Below are 19,616 nucleotides of genomic sequence, written 5' to 3'. Positions count from 1 at the left end.
CGGCGGTACGCGGGTCAGCGCACCGTGGCGAGGAAGTCGGTGATGTGCCGGGCGAGCGCGGCGGGCTCCTCGAACTGCACCGCGTGGTGGGTGTCCAGGCGGTGCACGACCGGGGCGGTGCCGCGGATCTGCTCGGTCAGCATCGCCTCGACGCGGTCGTTGTCCACCAGCCGGTCCCGGTTGCCCAGGACCGCCAGGACGGGGATGTCGCCCAGCTCGGACAGGACGCCGCCCCGCGAGAGGGCCGCCAGCTGGTCCCAGACGTCCACGGTCGTGGTGGTGATCCGGTCCAGTTGCAGGGTGTCGGCGGCCACGAACTCCTGCCACTCGGGCCGGTCGGTGAAGTCGCTGATCTGCAACGGGACGGGCACGAACGCGCGGTCCGGCTCCGGCTTGACCTCCAGCGAGTCCAGGGCGGAGAAGATGCCCTGCATGGACAGCCGCAGGACGTCCGCGTACCGCTCGGTGAAGGCGTAGCCCGGCGCGACGAGCACCAGGCTCGCCACGACCCCCTCGCCGGCCAGGCGCGCCGCGGCGATGGAGGCGATCTGGCCGCCGAAGCACCAGCCGGCCAGGTGCACCCGCCGGAAGGAACCGGTCAGGAAGCGCAGGAAGGAGGCGATGTCCGCCAACTCCCGCTCGACCGAGGGCAGGTGGCCGCGCTGGGCGTTGAGGCCCGAGCCGCGCCGGTCCAGCGCGTAGAACGCCGCGTCGGAGGTGGCGGTGACGTGCTCGGCGAGCGGCTGCTGCCATCCGCTGTGGCTGATTCCGCCGTGCAGCAGCACGATGGCGTCCTCGCCGGAGGCGGGGCCCCAGTGGCGGTAGTGCGTCTGGTACCCGTCGGACTGCTGGTGGGTGCCGATGAGGGGCTCGGTGCGGGGTGCGGTGCGGGGTGCGGTGTCGGTCATGGCGTGTCAGGGCCTTTCGGAGTGTTCGATGGGCGCCCCGGGAGGTGCGGGCGCCCCTGTCTGCTTTCCTTCGGGAGCGGCCCGCCGGGGTTCCGACGGGCCGCCGCTGTCACGAGCCGTCGTACGCGCTGCTCTCCGCCGCGATGCCGGAGAGCACGTCCTGCCACGCCCGGCCGATCGCGCGCACCGCGTCCGGGGGCAGTACGCGCCCGTCCGCGTTGAGCGTGACGATCAGCCGTTGATGCCGCAGATCGTGGCCGACATTGGCGAGCAGCGCGAAGTGGGTGTGCTCGAACCATCGGATTCCGGCCAGCACCCGCCGCCCGTCCGCGGTCCCGTCGGCCGCCAGGTCGCCGTACGCCTCGAAGCGCGTGAAGTTGAAGGCGGTACGGGGAACGGCCGGGCCGCCCGGCGTGTACAGCTCGGTGACCGGGAAGCGGCGGTGCGGCAGGGCCCGGCGTTCGGCCTCGAACACGTGGGCGGCAAGGTCCGGCCACTGCGGGCGCCCGTCCAACCGGACATGCAGCGGGAGGAAGTTGAGGAACATGCCGATCATGTCCTCGGCGCCCTCGATCTCCTGGCGGCCGCCGCTGAACACCGCGGTGAGCAGGTCGGGTTGCGTTTCGAGTCCGCGCAGCACCTCCAGGTGGGCGGCGAGCAGCACGTGCTTGAGCGGTACCCCGGCGCTGCGGGCCAGCGCGGCCAGCCCGCGTCCCGTCTCCGGGTCCACCTCGATCGCGACCTCGCTCCACCGGCCGTGCGCCGCGCCCTGGTCCGCGGCGGGCGCCGGGAAGCCGGGCGCCGGGACGCCGCGCAGTTCCGCGAGCCAGAACTCCCGCGCCTGCCCGTCCGCCCGCGCGGCCGCCTCGGCGGCGGCGTACTGGCGGGGACCGGCCGGGGGGCGCACCGGTTCCGGCACCGGCCCCGCGGCGGTGTAGAGCCGCACGAAGTCGGCCAGCAGGCGGGACAGGCTCCACCCGTCGATGACGGAGTGGTGGAAGCTGAGCGTGAGGGTGAAGGCGTCCGGCCCCTGCCGGTGGGCGTGGAACCGCATCAGCTCCGGCCGGGACCAGGTGAAGCCCGACGCCTTCTCGGCCTCGAACCAGGCGTCGAACCACGCCTCGAGCCGCGCGTCGGCGTCGGCGCCCGCGAGGTCGCCGGGCTCGGGATCGTGCACCTCCAGCCAGGCGGGCGCCGGCGCGTGCACCACCTGGAGCGGTACCGGCTGGGCGTCGGTCAGGAACGCGGTGCGCAGCGTCGGATGCGCGGCGACGAGCGCGTCCAGCACCTCGCGCAGCCGCTCCTCGCGCAGGGGGACGGCCAGCCGGTAGGCGAACACGTCGTGGTAGACCGCCTGTGCGGGGTCGGCGTCGTGCCGCCGGATCATCTCCAGTTGCAGCGCGGTCGCCGGGTAGGCGTCCTCCGCGCCGGGCGGAAGGGCCACGGCGGCCGGTCCGGCCGCCGTCCCACCGGCGGGCGCCCGGTCGGCGGAACCGCCCGTACCGCCCACCTCGCCGGCGCCGCCCACCTCGCCTGCGCCGGCTGCCAGCGCGGCCGCGAGCGACCGCACCGTACGGTGCGCGAACACGTCCTGGAGGGTGACCGGCAGGCCCTGCCGCTTGATGCGTGCCACGACCCGGATGGCGGAGATGGAGTCCAGGCCGCGGGCGAAGAAGTCCTCGTCGGGGCCGATCGGGCCGCCGGTGAGCGCGCCGTCCAGGACCGCCGCGACGCGCTCGGCCACCTCGCCGCTCCCGCCGTCCGCCTGCCGCGGGCTGCCCGGCCGCAGGCCCGCGGCCGCCGAGGCCAGCGCCTCGGTGTACGCCTCCAGATAGGCCGCGACGGTGTCCTCGGCCACCGCCGCGGCGTCGTGGTTCACGATGAGCGAGGCGCGGTCGGCGAAGTGGTCGCGGTGCACATGGACCACGAAGGGGAAGCTCGTCATCTCGAAGTACCGGGCGCCGGTGATCCGCACCGGCGTCTGCGGGGCGTCCCGGTAGACATGGAAATCGGTGTAGTTGAACACCGTGTCGAACAGCTCGCCGCGCCCGGCCCGCCCGAGGATGTCCGCCAGCGGGTAGCGGCGGCGGGCCATCAGCTCCTGCTCCGACCGGAAGAGCCCGGCGAACAGCTCCGCCCACTCGTCGGCCGTCGTCGCGGCCCGCACGGGCACCGTGTTCAGGAACAGCCCGGCCAGCTCCTCGCCGTCCGGCTCGGGCCGCCCGTTGACGACGAGCCCGGTCAGCAGTTCGCCGCGCCCGGTGACGCGCCCCAGAGCGTGGACGTGCAGCCCCAGGAAGACGGTGCGGGCCGGCACGCCCAACTCGCGGGCGACACCCTGGAGGGCGGCGACCGAAGCAGCCGGCAGGTCCCGCTCCGCCGAGGCGGTCCCCGTCGCCGGGCCGGCCGGGCCGCTGCCCGCCCCGTCCTTCGCGGACAGCAGGGTCGGCTCGGCGCCCTCCAGCCGCCCCGCCCAGAAGGCGGCCTGCTCCGGGTCGGCCGCCGCTTCCCGCTCCAGGGCGACGAACGCGCTGTACGGCAGCTGTTCCCGGCCGGTCTCCGGGCGCTCGCCCGCCAGCAGCGCCGCGTACCGGCGGCGGATGCCCTCCACCACCAGCGCGACGCTCCAGCCGTCCAGCACCGCGTGGTGGAAGGCGAGGGTGAGGGTGAAGGCGTCCGCCGACCGGCGCTGGGCGTGCAGCCGCAGCAGGGGGGCGCGCTCGATGTCGAAGGGCCGGGCCTTCTCGCGCTCCGTCCACCGCGCCAGCGCCGCCTGCTGCTCGGCCTTCGCCGCTCCGGCCGCGTCGCAGACCTCCAGCTCCAGGTCGGCGCCGCGGTGCACCAGTTGGAGCGGCTCGCCGAAGGACGCCAGGTCGAAGGAGGAGCGCAGCTGCGGGTGGGCCGCCGCCGTCCCGGCGACCGCCTGCCGGAGCAGGTCCGCGTCCAGCGGCGCCGCCAGGTCGTAGGAGAAGATGTCGTGGTAGACGGGCGAGTCCGGGTGCAGCATCGAGTGGTAGAGCATCCCGGACTGGAGGCGGCTGAGCGGCCAGGCGTCCTCGGTGTCCTCCGGCAGCAGCTCGCGGTCGGCGGGCGATACCAGCGCGAACGGCGCCGGCGCCTCCTCCCGGCCCGCTCCGTCCCGCGCGGTGCGGGTCAGGTGCCGGGCGAGGTCGGCGACGGTGGGGTGCTCGAAGATCTCCCGCACGCTCACCCGGTAGCCCAGCTCCCGCAGCCGCACCCCGATCCTGATGCTGAGGATCGAGTCGCCGCCGAGCTGGAAGAAGTTGCTGTCCGCGCCGACCTGCGTGTGGCCCAGCACCTCCCGCCACACCCGGGCCAGGGCGTGTTCCTCGGGGGTGCTCGGCGGCGTCACCGCGCCGCCGGTGCGCACGGCGGCCGCGACGTCACCGCCCGGGGCGGGCAGCGCGCGGCGGTCGAGCTTGCCGTTGGCGCTGAGCGGCACCGCGGCGATCTCCACGAAGACCTGCGGGACCATGAACTCCGGCAGGTGCCGGCCCAGCTCGGCCCGCGCGCCGTCCTGGGTGAAGTCCTCGCCCGGGACGACGTAGGCGACCAGGGCCCGGCTGCCGCCGTCGTTCTCGTGCACCACCACCGCGGCGTCGCGGACGGTCGGCAGGCCCTGGAGCACCGCCTCGATCTCGCCCAGCTCGATACGGAAGCCGCGCAGCTTGACCTGGTTGTCGATGCGCCCCAGGTACTCCAGCTGGCCGTCGGGCAGATAGCGGGCCAGGTCGCCCGTCCGGTACAGGCGGGCCCCGGGGGCGTCGGTGAACGGGTCGGGCCGGAACGCCTTCTCCGTGAGGTCCGGCCGGTTGTGGTAGCCCTCGGCCAACTGGACACCGCCGATGCACAGTTCGCCGGGCACGCCGACGGGCTGCAACCGCATCCGCTGGTCGACCACGTACAGCCGGGTGTTGGCGACCGGACGGCCGATGGGGACGACCCGGCCGGGGTAGTCGGCGTCGGCCGCCCAGTACGACACGTCGATCGCGGCCTCGGTGGGACCGTAGAGGTTGTGCAGTTCGGCGGCGAGCCGTGCCCGGAAGGCGGCGACCGCGCTGTGCGGCAGCGCCTCGCCGCTGCAGAACACCCGGCGCAGCGACGCCGTCGCCTCGGCGAGTCCGTCCTCCTCCAGGAAGACGTTGAGCATGGACGGCACGAAGTGGAGGGTGGTGATGCCCCGTTCGCGGATCACCTCCTTGAGGTACTCGGTGTCGCGGTGCCCGCCGGGTTCGGCGACGACCAGCTGCGCGCCGTACATCAGCGGCCAGAAGAACTCCCAGACCGACACGTCGAAGCTGAACGGGGTCTTCTGGAGCACCCGGTCGTCCGCCCGCAGTCCGTACTGCTGCTGCATCCAGTGCAGGCGGTTGAAGAGCGCGCCGTGCCGGTTGACGACGCCCTTCGGCCGCCCGGTGGAGCCGGAGGTGTAGATCATGTACGCCCGGGAGTCCGGGGTCAGGGCCCGGGGGACGTCGCGGTCGTCCGCCGCGCCCGCCAGCAGCTCGGCCAGGACGACCGGCTCGGCGGCGGTGTCCGCCAGCGCCGCGCGGTGCGCCTCCTGGGTGAGCACCAGCGGCACCCCGGAGTCCTCGAGCATGTAGCGGATACGGTCCGCCGGGTACTCCGGGTCGATCGGCACATAGGCCAGTCCGGCCTTCACCACGGCCAGCAGCGCGACGACCATGTCGGCCGAGCGCTCCATGAAGACCCCGACGAAGCCGCCGCGGACGTCCCGGTCCAGCAGGGCGCGCGCCACCCGGTTGGTGCGGCGGCGCAGTTCGCCGTACGTCAGGGAGGTGTCGCGGAAGCGGACGGCCACGGCGTCGGGCGTGGCCGTCGCCTGCGCGTCCAGTTGCTCGGGGACCGTGGTGTCCGGGTAGTCCCGCGCGGTCGCGTTCCACTCGTCGAGGATCAGCGCGCGCTCGGCGTCGGGCAGTACCGGGACCTCGCGGACCTCGACGTCCAGGTCCGCCCCGAGCTGCCCGAGCAGGTGCGTGTAGTGGCCGAGTATCCGCCGGGCGGTGTCCGCGCCGAACAGGTCGGTGGCGTACTCCAGTTGGAGTTCTACGGTGTCCTCGTCCTCCACCACGTACAGCAGCAGGTCGAACTTGGCGGCGGTCCGGGTGACCGGGTGCGGCCGGACTGCGGTGTCCGGGCCCAGGTCGAGGCCCCGGCGGCGGCCGAGCAGGGTGAGCATGGTCTGGAACACCGGGCTGTGGCTGGGTGTCCGGTCGACGTTCAGGCTCTCCAGGACCTTCGGGTACGGCGCGTCCTGGAACTCCATCATGTCCAGGGCCGCCTCGCCGACCTGGCCGAGGAGCCCGCGGAAGGTGAGGGCCTGGTCGGCCAGGTCCACCCCGAAAGCGACGGTGTTGGTGAAGTAGCCGACGGTCGCCAGGTGGTCGGCGTCGGTCCGGTTGAGCACCGTGGTGCCCACGGTGACCCGGTCCTGCCCCGAGTAGCGGTGCAGCAGCACGGCCCAGGCGCCCAGCAGCACGCTGAACTCGGTCGCCCCGGTCTGCCGCAGTGCCTGCTCGGTGAGCCCCTTCACCAGCGCCTGCGGCACCGTGGTGCTGACGGTGCCGCCGCCGGAGCTCTGCACCGGCGGCCGGGGGCGGTCCGAGGGCAGCTTCAGCAGTTCGGGGCCGCCGGCCAGCGAGCGCTTCCAGTACTCGACCTTGTCGGCGTAGGCGCCGTCCTCGTACGCGGCGCGCAGCTGCCGGGCCCAGTCGGAGTAGCGTCCGGCCGGTCCGTCCGCGGCCTCCTCGGCGGTGCCGCCGGCGCCGGTCAGCGAGCGGTAGGCGGTGCCGATCTCGGCGAGGACGATGCCGAGGCTCCAGCCGTCGGCGTTGATGTGGTGCACCGTCAGGGCGAAGAGCGCGGACCCGCCCGGCAGCAGGGCGGCCACCGCGCGCAGCAGCGGGCCGGCGGCGAGGTCGAAGGGCTGGTTCTGGGCGTCGTCCACCAGTTCACGCGCGCGCTGTTCGGCGGCCGGGGCGTCCTGCCCGGTCAGGTCGGCGACGGCCAGCAGCGGGGACGGGGCCTCGTCGAGCACCACGGCGCGCAGCCCGTCGGCGCCTTCGGTGTACACGGTGCGCAGCGCCTCGTGGCGGCGCACCGCCTGTTGCAGCGCGGCCTCCAGCGCCTCGGGGTGCAGGGGCCCGTCGATGCGGAACGCCACGGTCTCGTTGTAGGCGGTCGGATTGCGGGACATCGAGTCGAGCAGCCACAGGCTCTCCTGGGCGTACGACGGGACGAAGCTCGTGTCCGCGGCGCCGGTGGGGAAGTGGGACGAACTCACGGGAGGGAACCTTTCGGGGCACGGAGGAACGGGCCCGCGGCGGCAGTGCCGTGGGTTGCGGAGGGTGCGGGGGGGAGGGGGTGCGGCTCAAGGACGCAGCTCGGGTGGTGCGGCTCGGGGGGCGCGGCTCGGGTGTGCGGCCCGGTGCGGCTCGGGACGTGTGCCGGGCGCGCCGCCCGGGCCGCCGTCAGACGGCGGCGGTGGCTGCGGCCGGCGCCGTTTCCGGAGCGGACAGGTGGGCGGCGATGGCGTCGATGCGGCGCAGGCCGAACAGGAGCCGGGGCGTGAGGTGGATGCCGTGCTGCCGGGCCCGGGCGATGATCTGCAACCCGGCCAGCGAGTCGCCGCCGGCCTCGAAGAAGTCCTCGGAGACGGCCACTTCGGGGCGGCCGAGGGTGCGCGCCCACACCGCGGCCAGGGTGCGTTCGAGCTCGGTCTCCGGGGCCCGTCCGGTGTCCGCCGCCGGCTCGGCGGTCAGCACCTCGAAGGGCAGCCCGGGCAGCGCGGCACGGTCGAGCTTGCCGTGCGCGGTGAGGGGGAAGCGCTCGGTGACCCGGAACTCGGAGGGCACCATGTAGTCGGGCAGCGCCTCGCCGAGCCGCTCGCGCAGTTCCCGCAGCCGTGGCGGCCGGCCGTCGGGCTCCAGGTGGGCCACCAGCCGGTTGCTGCCGGTCTCGGTGGAGGCCACCGCGAGCACCGCGGCGTCGCCGACGCCCGGCACCCGCCTGAGGTGCGCCTCGATCTCGGCCGGTTCCACGCGGAAGCCGCGCACCTTGACCTGGCCGTCGGCGCGTGCGACGAACTCGAGGGAGCCGTCGGGGTGGCGGCGGACCAGGTCGCCGGTGCGGTACAGGCGCGTCGCGGGGGACCGCGGGTCCAGGCCGGTGCGGAAGGCGCGGGCCGTCAGCTCGGGCCGGGCGAGGTAGCCGCGGGCCAGGGCGATGCCGCTGATGTACAACTCGCCGGTGGCGCCGTCCGGTACGGGGCGGCCGGTGTCGTCCAGCACCCGGGTCCCGACGTTCGGTATCGGCCGCCCGATGGGCACGTACGGCAGCCGCTCACCCGGGAGGCAGGTGTGGGTGAGCACCTGGACGCTCGTCTCGGTGGGACCGTAGAGGTTGTGCAGGGGTAAGGAGAAGCGCTCGAAGAATTCGTCCCGCAGGGCGGGGGTGAGGGCCTCGCCGCCGGTGAACACCTGGCGCAGGGCGTCGCACCGGGCGAGGGCGGGCTCGGCCAGCAGGTGGCGCAGCATCGCCGGCACCAGTTGGATGCCGGTGATCCGCTCGGCGGCCGCGGTCTCGGCGAGGCGGCGCGGGTCGCGTTCGTCGCCCGGCCGGGCCATCACCAGGGTGCCGCCGGCCACGAGCGGGGCGAACAGCTCCCACACCGAGGCGTCGAAGGTGTACGGCGTCTTCTGAAGGATGCGGTCCGACGCGTCCAGGCCGTATTCGGCGACCATCCAGGTGAGCAGGTTGGAGACCCCGGCGTGCGGGACCATGACGCCCTTGGGCTCGCCGGTGGTGCCCGAGGTGTAGAGGACGTACATCAGGTCGTCGGCGGAGCCGGGGCCGTCGAGCGCGCCGTCCGGGTCTTCCGGTCCGCTCGGCCCTTCCGGTGCCGGCGGCACCAGGTCGATGTCGAGACGCGGTGTGGACGCGGGCGCCGCGGCGCCGGAGCGGGTGATCAGGAGGCGGGCGCGGGTCTCGGTGAGGATGAAGTCGCGGCGCGCGTCGGGCGCCCGGGTGTCGATCGGCACGTAGGCGGCTCCGGCGCCCAGGATGCCCAGCAGGGCGATCGGCAGCAGGGCGGAGCGCTCCAGTTGCACCGCGACCAGGTCGCCCTGGCCCACTCCGCGTGCGGCGAGTTCCCGTGCGAGTGCGGTGGAGCGCTGCCCCAGGGCGCGGTAGGTGATCTCCTCGCCGTCCGAGACGACGGCTACCGCGTCGGGTGTGGCGGCGGCCTGCCGGTCGACCAGCCGGTGGACGGGCGCCGGCAGCGCGGTGCTCGCGGGCCCGGCGGGCAGGCAGGAATGGACGGTAGCGGCGTCTGACACCGAAAACCCCCGTTTTGAATATCGGCGTGCAATGGGATGTACGCAGATCTGCTGGCAGACACAACGCATCGGACGCTAATCGGAGCGACTCGCGACTGTCAACCGCAATTAACATGGCCAGCGTCGGCGGAGAATATTCCCCGGACCCGCGATCTTTCCGCGTGAGCTATTTCATACGCCCAGCGAGTAAGCGGAACGTGAAATTCAGATGGCGCCGCCAGGCGAGAACAAGCCAGTCCGGAATGAACCGAATGTGCGATGTGAGAGTCTTCGTCCCAGCCCGTCACAGCCGGTCAAGGGGGGTCACACCACCCACGCTGAGCTGCGTCTATCAGCAATCCCGCACGGGAGCGCGACGCACCCCGGCCGCGGTCGCGGCGGTGACGCAATCCATACGCACCCCCGTTTACCCCTTGACAGCAACCCCCCGGTCGTTAGTCTCGAAGCCGCGGACGGGGAGAAATTACGGCGGAACACGGGGCAGCCGAAATCGGCACGCGAGCGCATCTCCGGAGTTTCGTGTATACGGTTTTTCCTGAATAGCAGCCGCCTCTCGACGGCAGCCGGAGCCGTCGGTGGAGAGTTTCCCGAGCGGTCCCTTCCGCGTGCGCGGACAGGTGTCGACGGATCGTCCCGGAGGATGGCGCATGCCAGAAACGCACGACCTCACCGCGCTGGAGCAGGGCGCCTTGGTGGCCGCCGGCGACCTCTCACCGGTGGAGCTGGTGGAGCACTACCTGAAGCGGATCGACCGCATCGACCGGCACCTGGGCGCCTACGTCACCGTGGCCGCCGGCACCGCGCTCGCCCAGGCCCGCCGACGCGAAGGGCAGGCCCTGGCCGCGCGCCGGTCCGCCACCCCGCTGCCGCCGCTGTTCGGCGTGCCGGTCCCCGTCAAGGACTCCGTCCGGACGGCGGGGATACGGACCACCTTCGGGTCCGCCGCCTTCGCCGACCACGTGCCGGCCGAGGACGACGACGCGGCAGCCCTCCTGGCCGCCGCCGGCACCGTGCTGCTGGGCAAGACCAACACCCCGGAGTTCGAGCTGTCCGGCCACACCGAGAACCGGGTGGCGCCGCCCGCCCGCACCCCGTGGCACCCCGAGCGGTCGGCGGGCGGTTCGAGCGGAGGATCGGCGGCTGCGGTCGCGGCGGGGCTCGCTCCCCTCGCCCACGGCAGCGACTCCGCCGGGTCCGTCCGCGGCCCGGCCTCGGCGTGCGGGCTCTACGGGTTCAAGCCGAGCCGCGGCCTGGTCTCCGCAGGGCCCCGGCCGTGGGACGTCAGCGGCCTGACCACGGCCGGGGCGCTGAGCCGTACGGTTCGGGACGCCGCCGCACTGCTCGATGCGATGGCCGGTCCCCCGGGCTCACCCCCGGGCGGCACCTTTCTGGCCGCGGCGGGGCAGCGGCCGGGCCGCCTGCGCGTGGGGCTCGTGACGCGCTCGACCGTCCCGGGCGCCGAGGTGCATCCGGAGTGCCGGGCGGCGGCGGAGGAAGCCGCGGAACTCCTCACCCGGCTCGGCCACCACGTCGAGCCTGCCGAGCTGCCCGCCGGCGCGTCGATCGCCCGGGTCTTCCCACCGGTGTGGGGGGTGCTGGCCGCCTCCCGCCCGGTCCCCGAGAGGAGCGACGACCTGCTGATGCCGCTGACCCGGCATGTGCGCCGGCAGGGCCGCGAGGTGTCAGGGGTCGGCTTCGCCGAAGCGCTCCAGGGCTTCCACGCCGTGGACCGTGCGATGGACCCGCTGCGCGAGCGCTTCGACCTCCTCCTGACCCCCACCCTGGCGCAGCCGCCGCAGCCGGTGGGCGCGCTGCGCGAGGAGGACGACCCCGCGGCCGAAGCCCTCCGCACCGTGCGGAACTCCCCCTTCACCGCCCTGTACAACGTCACGGGCCGGCCCGCCGCGAGCCTTCCGCTGCACTGGACCGCGGACGGCCTGCCGGTCGGCGTGATGCTCGCGGCCGATCGCGGCGCCGACGCCCTGCTCCTGGCGGTGTCCGCGCAACTGGAGGAGGCCGCGCCCTGGAACACGCGGCGCCCGCCGCTGTGGTCGTCGGCGCGCCCGGAGACCGACGGCGGCGACCTCCGGCAGCCCGCAGCTGACGCTTGGGCGGCGGGGCGGGCGTGAACGGCCCTGCGGCGACCCGCCCGTTGCCCGCGGGCGGGCGGGTTCGCGCAGGTCAGAGGGGTGACGTCCCGGGGTGTGCCCAGATCGCCGCGGCGGCTGGCGGTGCGCGGCGTGCGGGGGCGACCGTAGGCCGTAGTTGATCAGTGCCGCCGAAAGGACTTGCCACCGTGAAGAAGAAGATCGCCTCGCTGGGCGTGGCCGCGACCGCCGCCGCGGGCATCCTCATGATGCCGGGCACCGCCCAGGCCTCCTCCGGGGGCGGCTGCACCAGCGCGTGGGCCGACGACGGCGACCAGGTCAGCGCGTGCATCAGCGCGAGCGGGTCGAACCTCGAGCCCGACGGCTACGTCATCGACGCGAGCGTCTGCACAACGGCGCACGTGCTGCTCGCCGACGAGACGACCAAGACCCTCGTCCTGGACTACAACGTCGGCTGCGGCACCGGCCACGTCGGGCCCTTCGCGTACAAGGGCGTCAACGGGCACAAGTACCAGAGCGAGGTCTATATCGAGGAGTCCAACATCCAGATCGTCTCGGCCGCCAGCCCGGTCGAAACCCTCTCCTACTGACCCCGGCTCCCCCCGAAAACGGCCCGCCCGACACGGGGCGGGCGGGCCACGCGACACGGGGCGGGCGGGCCGCGCACAACGGCGCGTGGGCGGCATGCTTCTGGATTCGGCAGCCTCATCCGGGCGACGGGTCAGGCCGAAACGACGTGTGTCTGCTGCAGGGCGTGTGCGGTGCGTGTGATGAGGTCGGCGGCATGCTCGATGTCCTCAGCAGTGGTCGTACGACCGATGCTGAGCCGAAGGGTCGCGCGGGCCTGACTGCGGGTGAGCCCGATCGCGGTGAGGACGTGGGAGGGTTCGGCACTTCCGCTGGTGCAGGCCGAACCGGTGGAGGCGGCGACGCCGGGAACCCGTTCGAGGAGGTCTGCCGCCTCGATGCCGGGGAGAGTGATGCTCAGGTTGCCGGGCAGCCGTCGGCACGGGTGGCCGTTGACCACCGCGCCGGGGAGGTCGGCCAGGAGACGGCCCTGCAGTCGGTCGCGCAGAGCGCGAATGCGGCTCGGGGCCGCTACGGCGTCGGCCGTGATGAGGTGGGCCGCGGCACCGAAACCGACGATGGCCGGAACATCGGGGGTTCCGGCCCGCAAGCCGCGTTCTTGGCCTCCTCCGGTCTGTTGCGCGGCGATGCGGGTTCCCTCGCGGATGTAGAGGGCGCCGATGCCCTTGGGGCCGTGGAGTTTGTGGGCGGACAAGGACGCCAGATCGACGCCCAGCTCGGCAACATCCAGGAGCCCCCACCCTGCGCTCTGGGCGGCGTCCGTGTGCAGGGCGATGCCGCGCGGCACGGTGATGTCGGCGACGGCCGCGAGCCGCTGCAGGGTGCCGATCTCGTTGTTGGCGTGCATCACCGACACGAGCACGGTGTTCGGGGAAAGCGCAGCGGCGACGTCTGCAGGGCGGACACAGCCGTGCCGATCGACACCGACCAGCGTGACGCTGTAGCCGTGGTGGTCGACCAGCCGCTGGCAAGCGGCGTGGACCGCCTTGTGTTCGACAACGGTCGTGACGATGTGCCCGCCCGTGGGGCGGGCCGCCAGTGCGAAGCCGACGATTGCGAGGTGGTCGGCCTCGGTGGCGCCGGAGGTGAAGACGATCTCCCGCTCGCTCGTTGCACCGACCAAGTCGGCGACCTGACGGCGGGCGACACGGACTGCCTTCGCGGCGATGCGGCCGTACATGTGCGGGCTGGAGGGGTTGCCGTACTCACAGGTGAGGAACGGCAGCATCTCCTGCAGCACCCGCTCGTCGAGCGGTGTGGTGGCCTGGTGGTCGAGGTAGAGCGGCCTGGTGTTCATGCGACCCGCTCCCCGAGTCGGCCGACGACCGGTGCGGTCGCGGCATACTTGCGTTCGCCGTCGACGAGGTCCCAGTAGACGGTGCGGCGCTCCTCGAAGACCGTGAATGCGGTGGCAAGGCACCGCCAGTTTCGGTTCGGCTGGGACATGGCCAGGATGAACATGTCCTCGAAGAGCCGGGGCATGCGCTTCGCGAGGGCCTCCCGGGTCGGTTGCGGGCCGAAGAGTTGCAGGTAGCCGCGCTCCCGCAGCCAGGTCTCGGCGTGTGCGGCACCCGCCTCCCCATCGAGGTGCCCTCCGTCGGCGAGCGTCTGGGTGGCGAGCCGCTGAAGGCGGCGCCGGCGGCGGACTTGCTCGACACCGGGGCACTTGTCGCCAATGATCCTCCACTCATGCCAACGGGGCGGTCGATAGCAGGCGAAGTCGATGTCGTCGAGCTGGACGGTGACCTGTGGCGGGATCTGCCCACGGGTCAGGTCCGCGACGTCATAGCCGGGCCCGAGCGCCTCCAGCGTCATCGAGCCGGGTCGGCCGGAGCGTGACCGGTCGATACGAATCAGGACGGTGAGGCGGTTGGTGAAGCGGTTGGTGGGCTCCGCGAGAATCACCGCCCTTCCGTCAGCCAGCAACCCGGCAGCCCGAGGCGAGATGTCATGAACGGGGAAGGTGTTGCCGCCCCGGTAGTACTGCTTCTTCTCCACACCGCCGTCCGAGCGGATCATGAGCGTCTCCGTGCCCGTGCAGGCTGCCAGAGCACGCGCAGCGGTGCGAACGGTGGCCGTGCTGTCGCCCGGCTGGATCAGGCAGGCGTTGAGCACCGGAAGTCCGAGCGAGTGCAGCAGGGCCACGGACTGCCACTTCGGCCAGCGCCGGTCCTTGGCCGCCGCTTCGAGCTCAGCGACGGTGAACGTGTGTAACGGGCGAGGTAGGGATATCGCCATCGCGCTGTCCCCCCTTTCTTGGCTCAGGCGGCGTCCGCGGTGTGCAGGTCGGCGGTCAGCTCGGCGAAGGTGCGCGCGCGGTTGGCCGCGAAGGGGTGGTCTCGCCAGTCGTAGAAGGCGCCGATCCCGAGTTGGTTCGCGCAGACTCTGCGAACGAACTGCCGGGCGAACCCGGCCGAGGGCCAGTGGTAGTGCTCGCCGGGCCGCGGAGAGAGGTACAGGTAGGAGCCGTCCACGACGGCCGGGAGGTCGCTCAGGGAGGCCAATCGCCTGCCCGGCCCACCGGTCCTCTCGTACGCGGCGGTGACCTGGTCCGGGTCCGGAACGGGGATCAGGTGCAGGTGGCAGTGGCTACAGCAGGAAGCGCCCAACTCACAGTCTCGCGGACCGTGTTCGGCCAGGATCACCGGACCGTAGCGGGCCTGGATCAGTGCGCGCATCCGCTCGGCCTCTTCGGCGACCCGGGCGAGGGAGGCGGGGGCGACATCGGCCGCGGCGTCCAGGTGCCTCAGCGGCATGAACAGGCAGTAGCCAGGTGCAAGGGCCCCGACGGTCGGCAGGAGCACCCAGCCGTCCCCAGTCGCGGTGATGATGCGGGCGACGCCCTCGTGGGCGGTGAACTCGGTGCAGAACTGGCAGTCCATCACGATCGCCTCTCTTCGGAACGGAGGGTGAATTCGTCGGCGTACCGGCTCATGAGGTCGACCGGGCGACCGTAGAAGCGGTGGGGGGCGACCTCGTCGGAGTGAGCGCCGTCCAGCGCGAAGATGAGCAGGCGCCCCAACGGCATGCCGTGGTGCAGCCGCAGTGCGGCAGGGCCGGTGTTGACCAGTTCGAGCGTCAGGTACCCGTTCCAGCCCGGCAGTACGAACGGACTGGTGACATGGACGGCGAGACCGACCCGCGCCAGGTGGCTCAAGCCGCCGATCAGGCCCATCACTCCGGCACCGAGCCGCAGCGGTTGTCCGACAGCGCCGAGCAGCATCGCGCCCGGTTCCATCTCGTACGTTGTCCAGTCGGTGATCGCGTCGCCGTAGAGGGTGTCGATGCTTTCCTGGTCGGCCAGGTCGATCACCTGCCGGCCAAGTGCTGCCAGCGGCTGTAGCGGCGAGCCGAGCGTCAGCAACAGGGCGTCGCCGCGTAGTCGACCGGGCCATTCCAGAAGGCCCTGCTCGATCTTCCGGGTGATCGTCTCGGCTGAAAGCATGGTTCCCCCGTGGCGCTCATGCAGCACTGCGACCATCGCCTTTCGTTTCGAAGGCGGCAGCTGAAATGTTCCCCGGGACAGTCCGCCATACCCCTATGTCCGATTGGACATTTAAAGGTTTTCTTGCGGTGAAATGCGGAGAGATTCAGTTCTGCTGGCCGTGCGAACAGTGCCGGCCGAGCTGGGCCGTGCCGGGGAGGGGTGTCATGGTGCTGTCGTTACCGTCGGGGCCGTTGAAGGTGCCGGGGCCGGAAGGGTTCCGCGCGGATCTGATGTCGTGTTCTCCCGACCTTCTTGACCTGACATGGGACCAGCTACGAACGCTGATCGTGGTGCAGGAGACCGGAACCGCGTTGGCCGCAGCGAGGATGCTGGGGCGCGAGCAGTCCAGCGTGCAGAAGCAACTCGACATCCTCAACCGCAACTTCCAGTCACTGACCGGTGAGTTGCTCGTGGTCAAACAGGGACGGGGCCAGGACTTCCTGTTCACCCCCACCGGGCTGGAAGTCGCCGAGCGGGCCAGGGCCACCTTCGCCGACTGGCTGCAGGGCATCGCCGCTTCCCGCCGCCGACTGGGCTCGACGCTGACGGTGGGGACAACGGAGTTCACCCTCGGCTTCCTCGGACGGGTGTGGGAAGGGTCGCGCCGCAACTGCTGGAACAGGAGGTCGAGCTGAAAGTCGTACACGTGCGGACCCGCGACTTCTGGAAACGCCTGGATTCCAACCAGGTCGACCTGTTGTGCGGCGGGCTTGCGGCCGACGCCGCCGCCGAGCAGGTCGCCCCGGGGTACGACTTCCTGGAGTGGCACCGTGAGGGCCTGGCACTGCTGACGAACCTGCCGGTGCGCGAGCTGGCCGCCCGAACCGTCGGTGTCCAACGGCTGCGGAATCTGCCGCTGGTGATCCCCTCCCGCGGAGTGATCACTGATTTCGTCGAGCGCTGGTACGGGTCCGACTTCCGCTCACAACTGCAGATCGCTGCCGAGATCGACGATATCTACTACGGACTCGCCCTGCTACGGTCTCGCATGACCTATGGGTGCATGCTGTGTGCCCGCTCACTGGGCGAGGCGGCCGTCGACGGACGTCTGCCCACCAGTGAGCACTTCCGACTCATAGACTTCGCCGACGACTTCGACCCCATGCTCCAACTGGTCTCCGGTGTCTTCGCCCGCAAGGGGGAGCGTGAGACCTATGGCGCCTCTCACCCACTGAACATCCTGTGGAACGCCTTCCGTGAAGAGGCCGCCTCCGGCAGACCCCTGCCCATGTAATCGTGCTCTGGAGCCCTGGAGAACTCTCGTGTTGCTGGCCTCGGTCAACCTCAACAAGCGTCTAGGCACCACCGGCACCCGCGCGAGCCTCGCGGCCTGGCTGCGCGAGCAGAACGTCGAAATCGTGCTTGCGCAGGAACCCTTCAAGCCAACGGACCGGACGCCTCCGAGCCTGGCCGGCTTCAGTTGCGCCGGCGGAGACGGGAATCTGGCCGTCTGGGTGAGTGAATGCCTCGCCCCGCCAGCCGTGTCCCTCCCCACCTCGTGGGCACAGCGGATCGAACTGGAATGGCTCCTCGTCTTCCAGGTGCACCTCGACTCCTCCAGCGCCGCCGCCCGAACCACCCAACTGACCGACATCACTGCGATGGTCATGGCGGAAGAGCGGCGCCCACTGCTGGTCTGCGGAGACTTCAACCTTGCGCCCCGCCCTGCGGACGGCATGTTCGGCGGAGCGCCGAGCAGGTTCACCACCGAGGGCGAACGAAGCGCACTGCAGCGGCTGGTGCGGCTGGCAGGACTGGTCGACAGCACCGCCGAGGAGCCGCCCACCTACACCTTCGAGAGGTCGGTCAACGGCGAACGCAGCCGCTTTCGCTGCGATCTCGCCCTGCTCAGCGACTTTCTGGCGCCGACGACCACCGTCAGCGTGGACGGGACCGTGCGCAGCGGTCCGGCGGCCTTCACCGACCACTCCGCGGTCCTGGTCGACCTTCCCGTCACCCTGGAACCGACCGAACCGGACGGCGTGCTCTTCGCCTTGAACGACCTGACGGGCGATGGCTCCCCCTCCCCCGTACGAAGGCGGGAGTACCAGCCCCACAAGACTGCGATGAGCCGCCAGGCGCCCTCCCCGGCCTCCCGAGCGGTCGTCGAGCACCTGACCGGTCCGCTTGGCGTCCGATACCTCCTGGACCACGGTTGCGGACGCGGCGCCGACGTCGCGCACTACCGCGCGGCCGGCCTCGACGCCGAAGGCTTCGACCCGCACGACGACTTCGGCTGGCCCCGCCCCGAAGGAGCCGTTTTCGACCTGGTCACATCGATGTTCGTCCTCAATGTCCTGCCCGATCCGTGGCAGCGGATCGAAGCACTGCACGATGCCGCGTCCTTCACCCGGCCCGGCGGCCATGTCGTGGTCGTGACCCGATCGCCCGAGGAGATCGCCAAAGCCGCCGCCGACGGGGGCTGGCCTGTGCATCACGACGGGTTCTGGTCCAGCCAGTCCAAGGGGACCTTCCAGCGCGGCATCTCGCAGAACGAGATCGTTGCTCTTGCCCACCGGGCCGGACTGCAGCTTGTCTCGGGTGCCCCTGTACTGCCACTGGCCGGGGTCTGCCATGCCGTCCTGAAAAAGCCGACCACATAGGACTCGCTGAATCCGTCGGCGCGCTTAGCGGTTGCCGGTCCAGATGACGCGGTCAGTGAAGCCCCCGCGCTCGTGCGCCTTGGCCGCGCGGAGCTTCTCCAACTGGTCCGGGCCGAGGCCGAGGTCCGCGGCGAGCGCGTGGACGACCTCCAGCACGTCGGCGAGTTCTTCCGGCGCCTCGGCGTCGTCGGCTGCCAGGAACTCGGCGACCTCCTCGCCGAGCTTGTCCCGCAGCCGGCTGCGGTACTCCGCGGCGTCCGCGGTGCGGACGACGGGCTCCGCACCGTTCTCGCGGATGATCTGCGGAATCCGGTCCCGCACCAACTTGCCGTGCTCGTTCATGTCCAAGCAGCCTAGGCACTACGCATCAGCGCACGCCATGCGAACCGCCATCCCCACCCGTTCGGGGGGCGCGGGAGGACGGGGTGAACGGGGTGGGGGTCAGGTGGCGGTGTAGCCGCCGTCGACGGAGAGGATGGAGCCGGTGACGTACGAGGCGGCGGGGGAGGCGAGGAAGGCGTAGGGGGCGGCGATCTCCTCGACGGTGGCCCGGCGGCCGAGCGGGGTGAAGGTGCGGATGCGCCGGTCGGAGGCGGGGGCGTCGTGGGCGGTGACGGCGTCCATGATGTTGGCGACGTACCCGGGCGCGACCGCGTTGACGCGGATGCGGTGTTCGGCCCACTCCGCCGCGAGGGTGCGCACGAGTTGGTTGACGCCGCCCTTGCTGGCCGCGTAGGGAGCCAGGGTCGGGATGCCGACGGCACCGGCGATGGAGGACGTCATCGTGACGGACCCGCCGCTGCCCGCGGCGATCCAGTGGCGGGCGGCGGCCTGAGCGGGCTGGAACGCGCCGCGCAGGTTGACCGTCAGGATGCGGTCCCACTCCTCGGGGGTGTAGTCGACGGCGGGCTTGATGATGTCGATGCCCGCGTTGCAGACGACGTGGTCGAGGTGGCCGAAGACGCGGACCGCTTCTTCCACCAGGCCGCGGGCCAGATCCGCGTCGGTCACGTCGCCGGCGAGGGCGGCGACCCGGGGCCGTTCGCCTGGGCCGTGCGGATGCCGCGCCCGCAGGACCTCCGCCGCTGCGGCGGTCTCGGCCTCGTCGTAGCCGTTGACGAGGACCCGCGCGCCCTGGGCCAGCAGGGTGCGGGCGACGGCCAGCCCGATCCCGCGGCTGGACCCGGTCACGACGGCCACGCAGCCGGTGAGGTCGAACAGCTTGCTCACGTCGGGCTTCCTCCCGGGCGCGCCGACCGCGGTCAAACGGCCGGGAACTCCCCCGCCCGCACCGCGGATACGAACGACGTCCACGCGTCCCCGGAAAACGCCAGCGCAGGCCCCTCGGGGTCCTTCGAATCACGCACGGGGATCACCCCGGGAACGTTACGAGCGAACTCGACGCACTCGCCGCCGTTGCCCTCGCTGTACGTCGACTTACGCCACACGGCCGCCGCTTCCACGCACTCGCCGCCGTTGCCGTCGCTGTACGAGGACTTACGCCAGTACGGGCGGCTCAACTCGGGCTCTGTAGACATGCGTGC

15 protein-coding genes are annotated in these 19,616 nt (G+C 72.1%); 5 read left to right on the top strand and 10 right to left on the bottom strand.

Annotation, left to right across the window (positions count from 1 at the left end):
- Nucleotides 1-14: 14 nt before the first annotated feature.
- The 3 genes from AC3EVP_RS04505 to AC3EVP_RS04495 form a co-directional block, all read right to left on the bottom strand.
- Nucleotides 15-908 carry an alpha/beta fold hydrolase gene (locus AC3EVP_RS04505; RefSeq protein ID WP_435126229.1) on the bottom strand — a complete coding sequence of 298 codons (894 nt, stop codon included), beginning with the start codon at nt 906-908 and terminating at the stop codon, nt 15-17.
- Between the two features lie 109 nt (nt 909-1,017).
- A complete protein-coding gene (locus tag AC3EVP_RS04500; protein ID WP_435126227.1) occupies nt 1,018-7,233 on the bottom strand; it encodes an amino acid adenylation domain-containing protein in 6,216 nt (2,071 codons plus the stop codon).
- Nucleotides 7,234-7,420: 187 nt separating this feature from the next.
- Nucleotides 7,421-9,286 carry a non-ribosomal peptide synthetase gene (locus tag AC3EVP_RS04495; RefSeq protein ID WP_435126225.1) on the bottom strand — a complete coding sequence of 622 codons (1,866 nt, stop codon included), beginning with the start codon at nt 9,284-9,286 and terminating at the stop codon, nt 7,421-7,423.
- A 647-nt stretch (nt 9,287-9,933) separates the two neighbouring features.
- Here AC3EVP_RS04495 and AC3EVP_RS04490 point away from each other — a divergent pair.
- Both AC3EVP_RS04490 and AC3EVP_RS04485 read left to right on the top strand, forming a co-directional pair.
- Nucleotides 9,934-11,415 carry an amidase gene (locus AC3EVP_RS04490; protein ID WP_435126222.1) on the top strand — a complete coding sequence of 494 codons (1,482 nt, stop codon included), beginning with the start codon at nt 9,934-9,936 and terminating at the stop codon, nt 11,413-11,415.
- Nucleotides 11,416-11,582: 167 nt separating this feature from the next.
- Nucleotides 11,583-11,984 carry a hypothetical protein gene (locus AC3EVP_RS04485; RefSeq protein WP_435126219.1) on the top strand — a complete coding sequence of 134 codons (402 nt, stop codon included), beginning with the start codon at nt 11,583-11,585 and terminating at the stop codon, nt 11,982-11,984.
- A gap of 131 nt (nt 11,985-12,115) precedes the next feature.
- On the opposite strand, the gene AC3EVP_RS04480 is transcribed toward AC3EVP_RS04485, so the two are convergent.
- The 4 genes from AC3EVP_RS04480 to AC3EVP_RS04465 all read right to left on the bottom strand — a co-directional run bounded on the left by AC3EVP_RS04480 (nt 12,116) and on the right by AC3EVP_RS04465 (nt 15,463).
- The gene (locus AC3EVP_RS04480; protein WP_435126216.1) at nt 12,116-13,279 is read right to left on the bottom strand and encodes a cysteine desulfurase family protein; all 1,164 of its coding nucleotides are present in this window, start codon (nt 13,277-13,279) and stop codon (nt 12,116-12,118) included.
- Nucleotides 13,276-14,127 (bottom strand): hypothetical protein, encoded by an 852-nt coding sequence (locus AC3EVP_RS04475; protein ID WP_435126213.1) that lies wholly within the window; start codon nt 14,125-14,127, stop codon nt 13,276-13,278. The genes AC3EVP_RS04480 and AC3EVP_RS04475 overlap by 4 nt, the downstream gene beginning before the upstream one ends.
- Nucleotides 14,128-14,243: 116 nt before the next feature.
- The gene (locus AC3EVP_RS04470) at nt 14,244-14,864 is read right to left on the bottom strand and encodes a hypothetical protein (protein ID WP_435126302.1); all 621 of its coding nucleotides are present in this window, start codon (nt 14,862-14,864) and stop codon (nt 14,244-14,246) included.
- Entirely contained in the window at nt 14,864-15,463 is a 600-nt protein-coding gene (locus tag AC3EVP_RS04465) for a dCTP deaminase (protein ID WP_435126210.1), read from the bottom strand. Before AC3EVP_RS04465 ends, AC3EVP_RS04470 begins: the two co-directional genes overlap by 1 nt.
- Nucleotides 15,464-15,633: 170 nt before the next feature.
- Here AC3EVP_RS04465 and AC3EVP_RS04460 point away from each other — a divergent pair, with 170 nt between their 5' ends.
- From AC3EVP_RS04460 to AC3EVP_RS04450, 3 genes are read left to right on the top strand one after another with little or no spacing between them, the layout of a single operon-like run.
- Nucleotides 15,634-16,104 (top strand): LysR family transcriptional regulator, encoded by a 471-nt coding sequence (locus AC3EVP_RS04460; protein ID WP_435126207.1) that lies wholly within the window; start codon nt 15,634-15,636, stop codon nt 16,102-16,104.
- Between the two features lie 11 nt (nt 16,105-16,115).
- A complete protein-coding gene (locus AC3EVP_RS04455) occupies nt 16,116-16,703 on the top strand; it encodes a hypothetical protein (RefSeq protein ID WP_435126204.1) in 588 nt (195 codons plus the stop codon).
- Between the two features lie 28 nt (nt 16,704-16,731).
- On the top strand, nt 16,732-18,072 hold the full coding sequence (locus tag AC3EVP_RS04450) for a methyltransferase domain-containing protein (RefSeq protein ID WP_435126202.1): 1,341 nt from the start codon (nt 16,732-16,734) through the stop codon (nt 18,070-18,072).
- Between the two features lie 24 nt (nt 18,073-18,096).
- On the opposite strand, the gene AC3EVP_RS04445 is transcribed toward AC3EVP_RS04450, so the two are convergent.
- The 3 genes from AC3EVP_RS04445 to AC3EVP_RS04435 form a co-directional block, all read right to left on the bottom strand.
- Nucleotides 18,097-18,414: a pyrophosphohydrolase domain-containing protein gene (locus AC3EVP_RS04445; protein WP_435126199.1), complete on the bottom strand. Its 318-nt coding sequence runs from the start codon at nt 18,412-18,414 to the stop codon at nt 18,097-18,099.
- 99 nt (nt 18,415-18,513) lie between these two features.
- Nucleotides 18,514-19,302 (bottom strand): SDR family NAD(P)-dependent oxidoreductase, encoded by a 789-nt coding sequence (locus AC3EVP_RS04440; RefSeq protein WP_435126195.1) that lies wholly within the window; start codon nt 19,300-19,302, stop codon nt 18,514-18,516.
- Nucleotides 19,303-19,334: 32 nt separating this feature from the next.
- A complete protein-coding gene (locus AC3EVP_RS04435; protein ID WP_435126192.1) occupies nt 19,335-19,610 on the bottom strand; it encodes a DUF397 domain-containing protein in 276 nt (91 codons plus the stop codon).
- Nucleotides 19,611-19,616: the final 6 nt, after the last annotated feature.

This window comes from Actinacidiphila sp. bgisy144 (genome assembly GCF_057708105.1).
The sequence above is the reverse complement of the archived record's forward strand: the minus strand, read 5'-3'. Positions and strand labels throughout refer to the sequence as shown.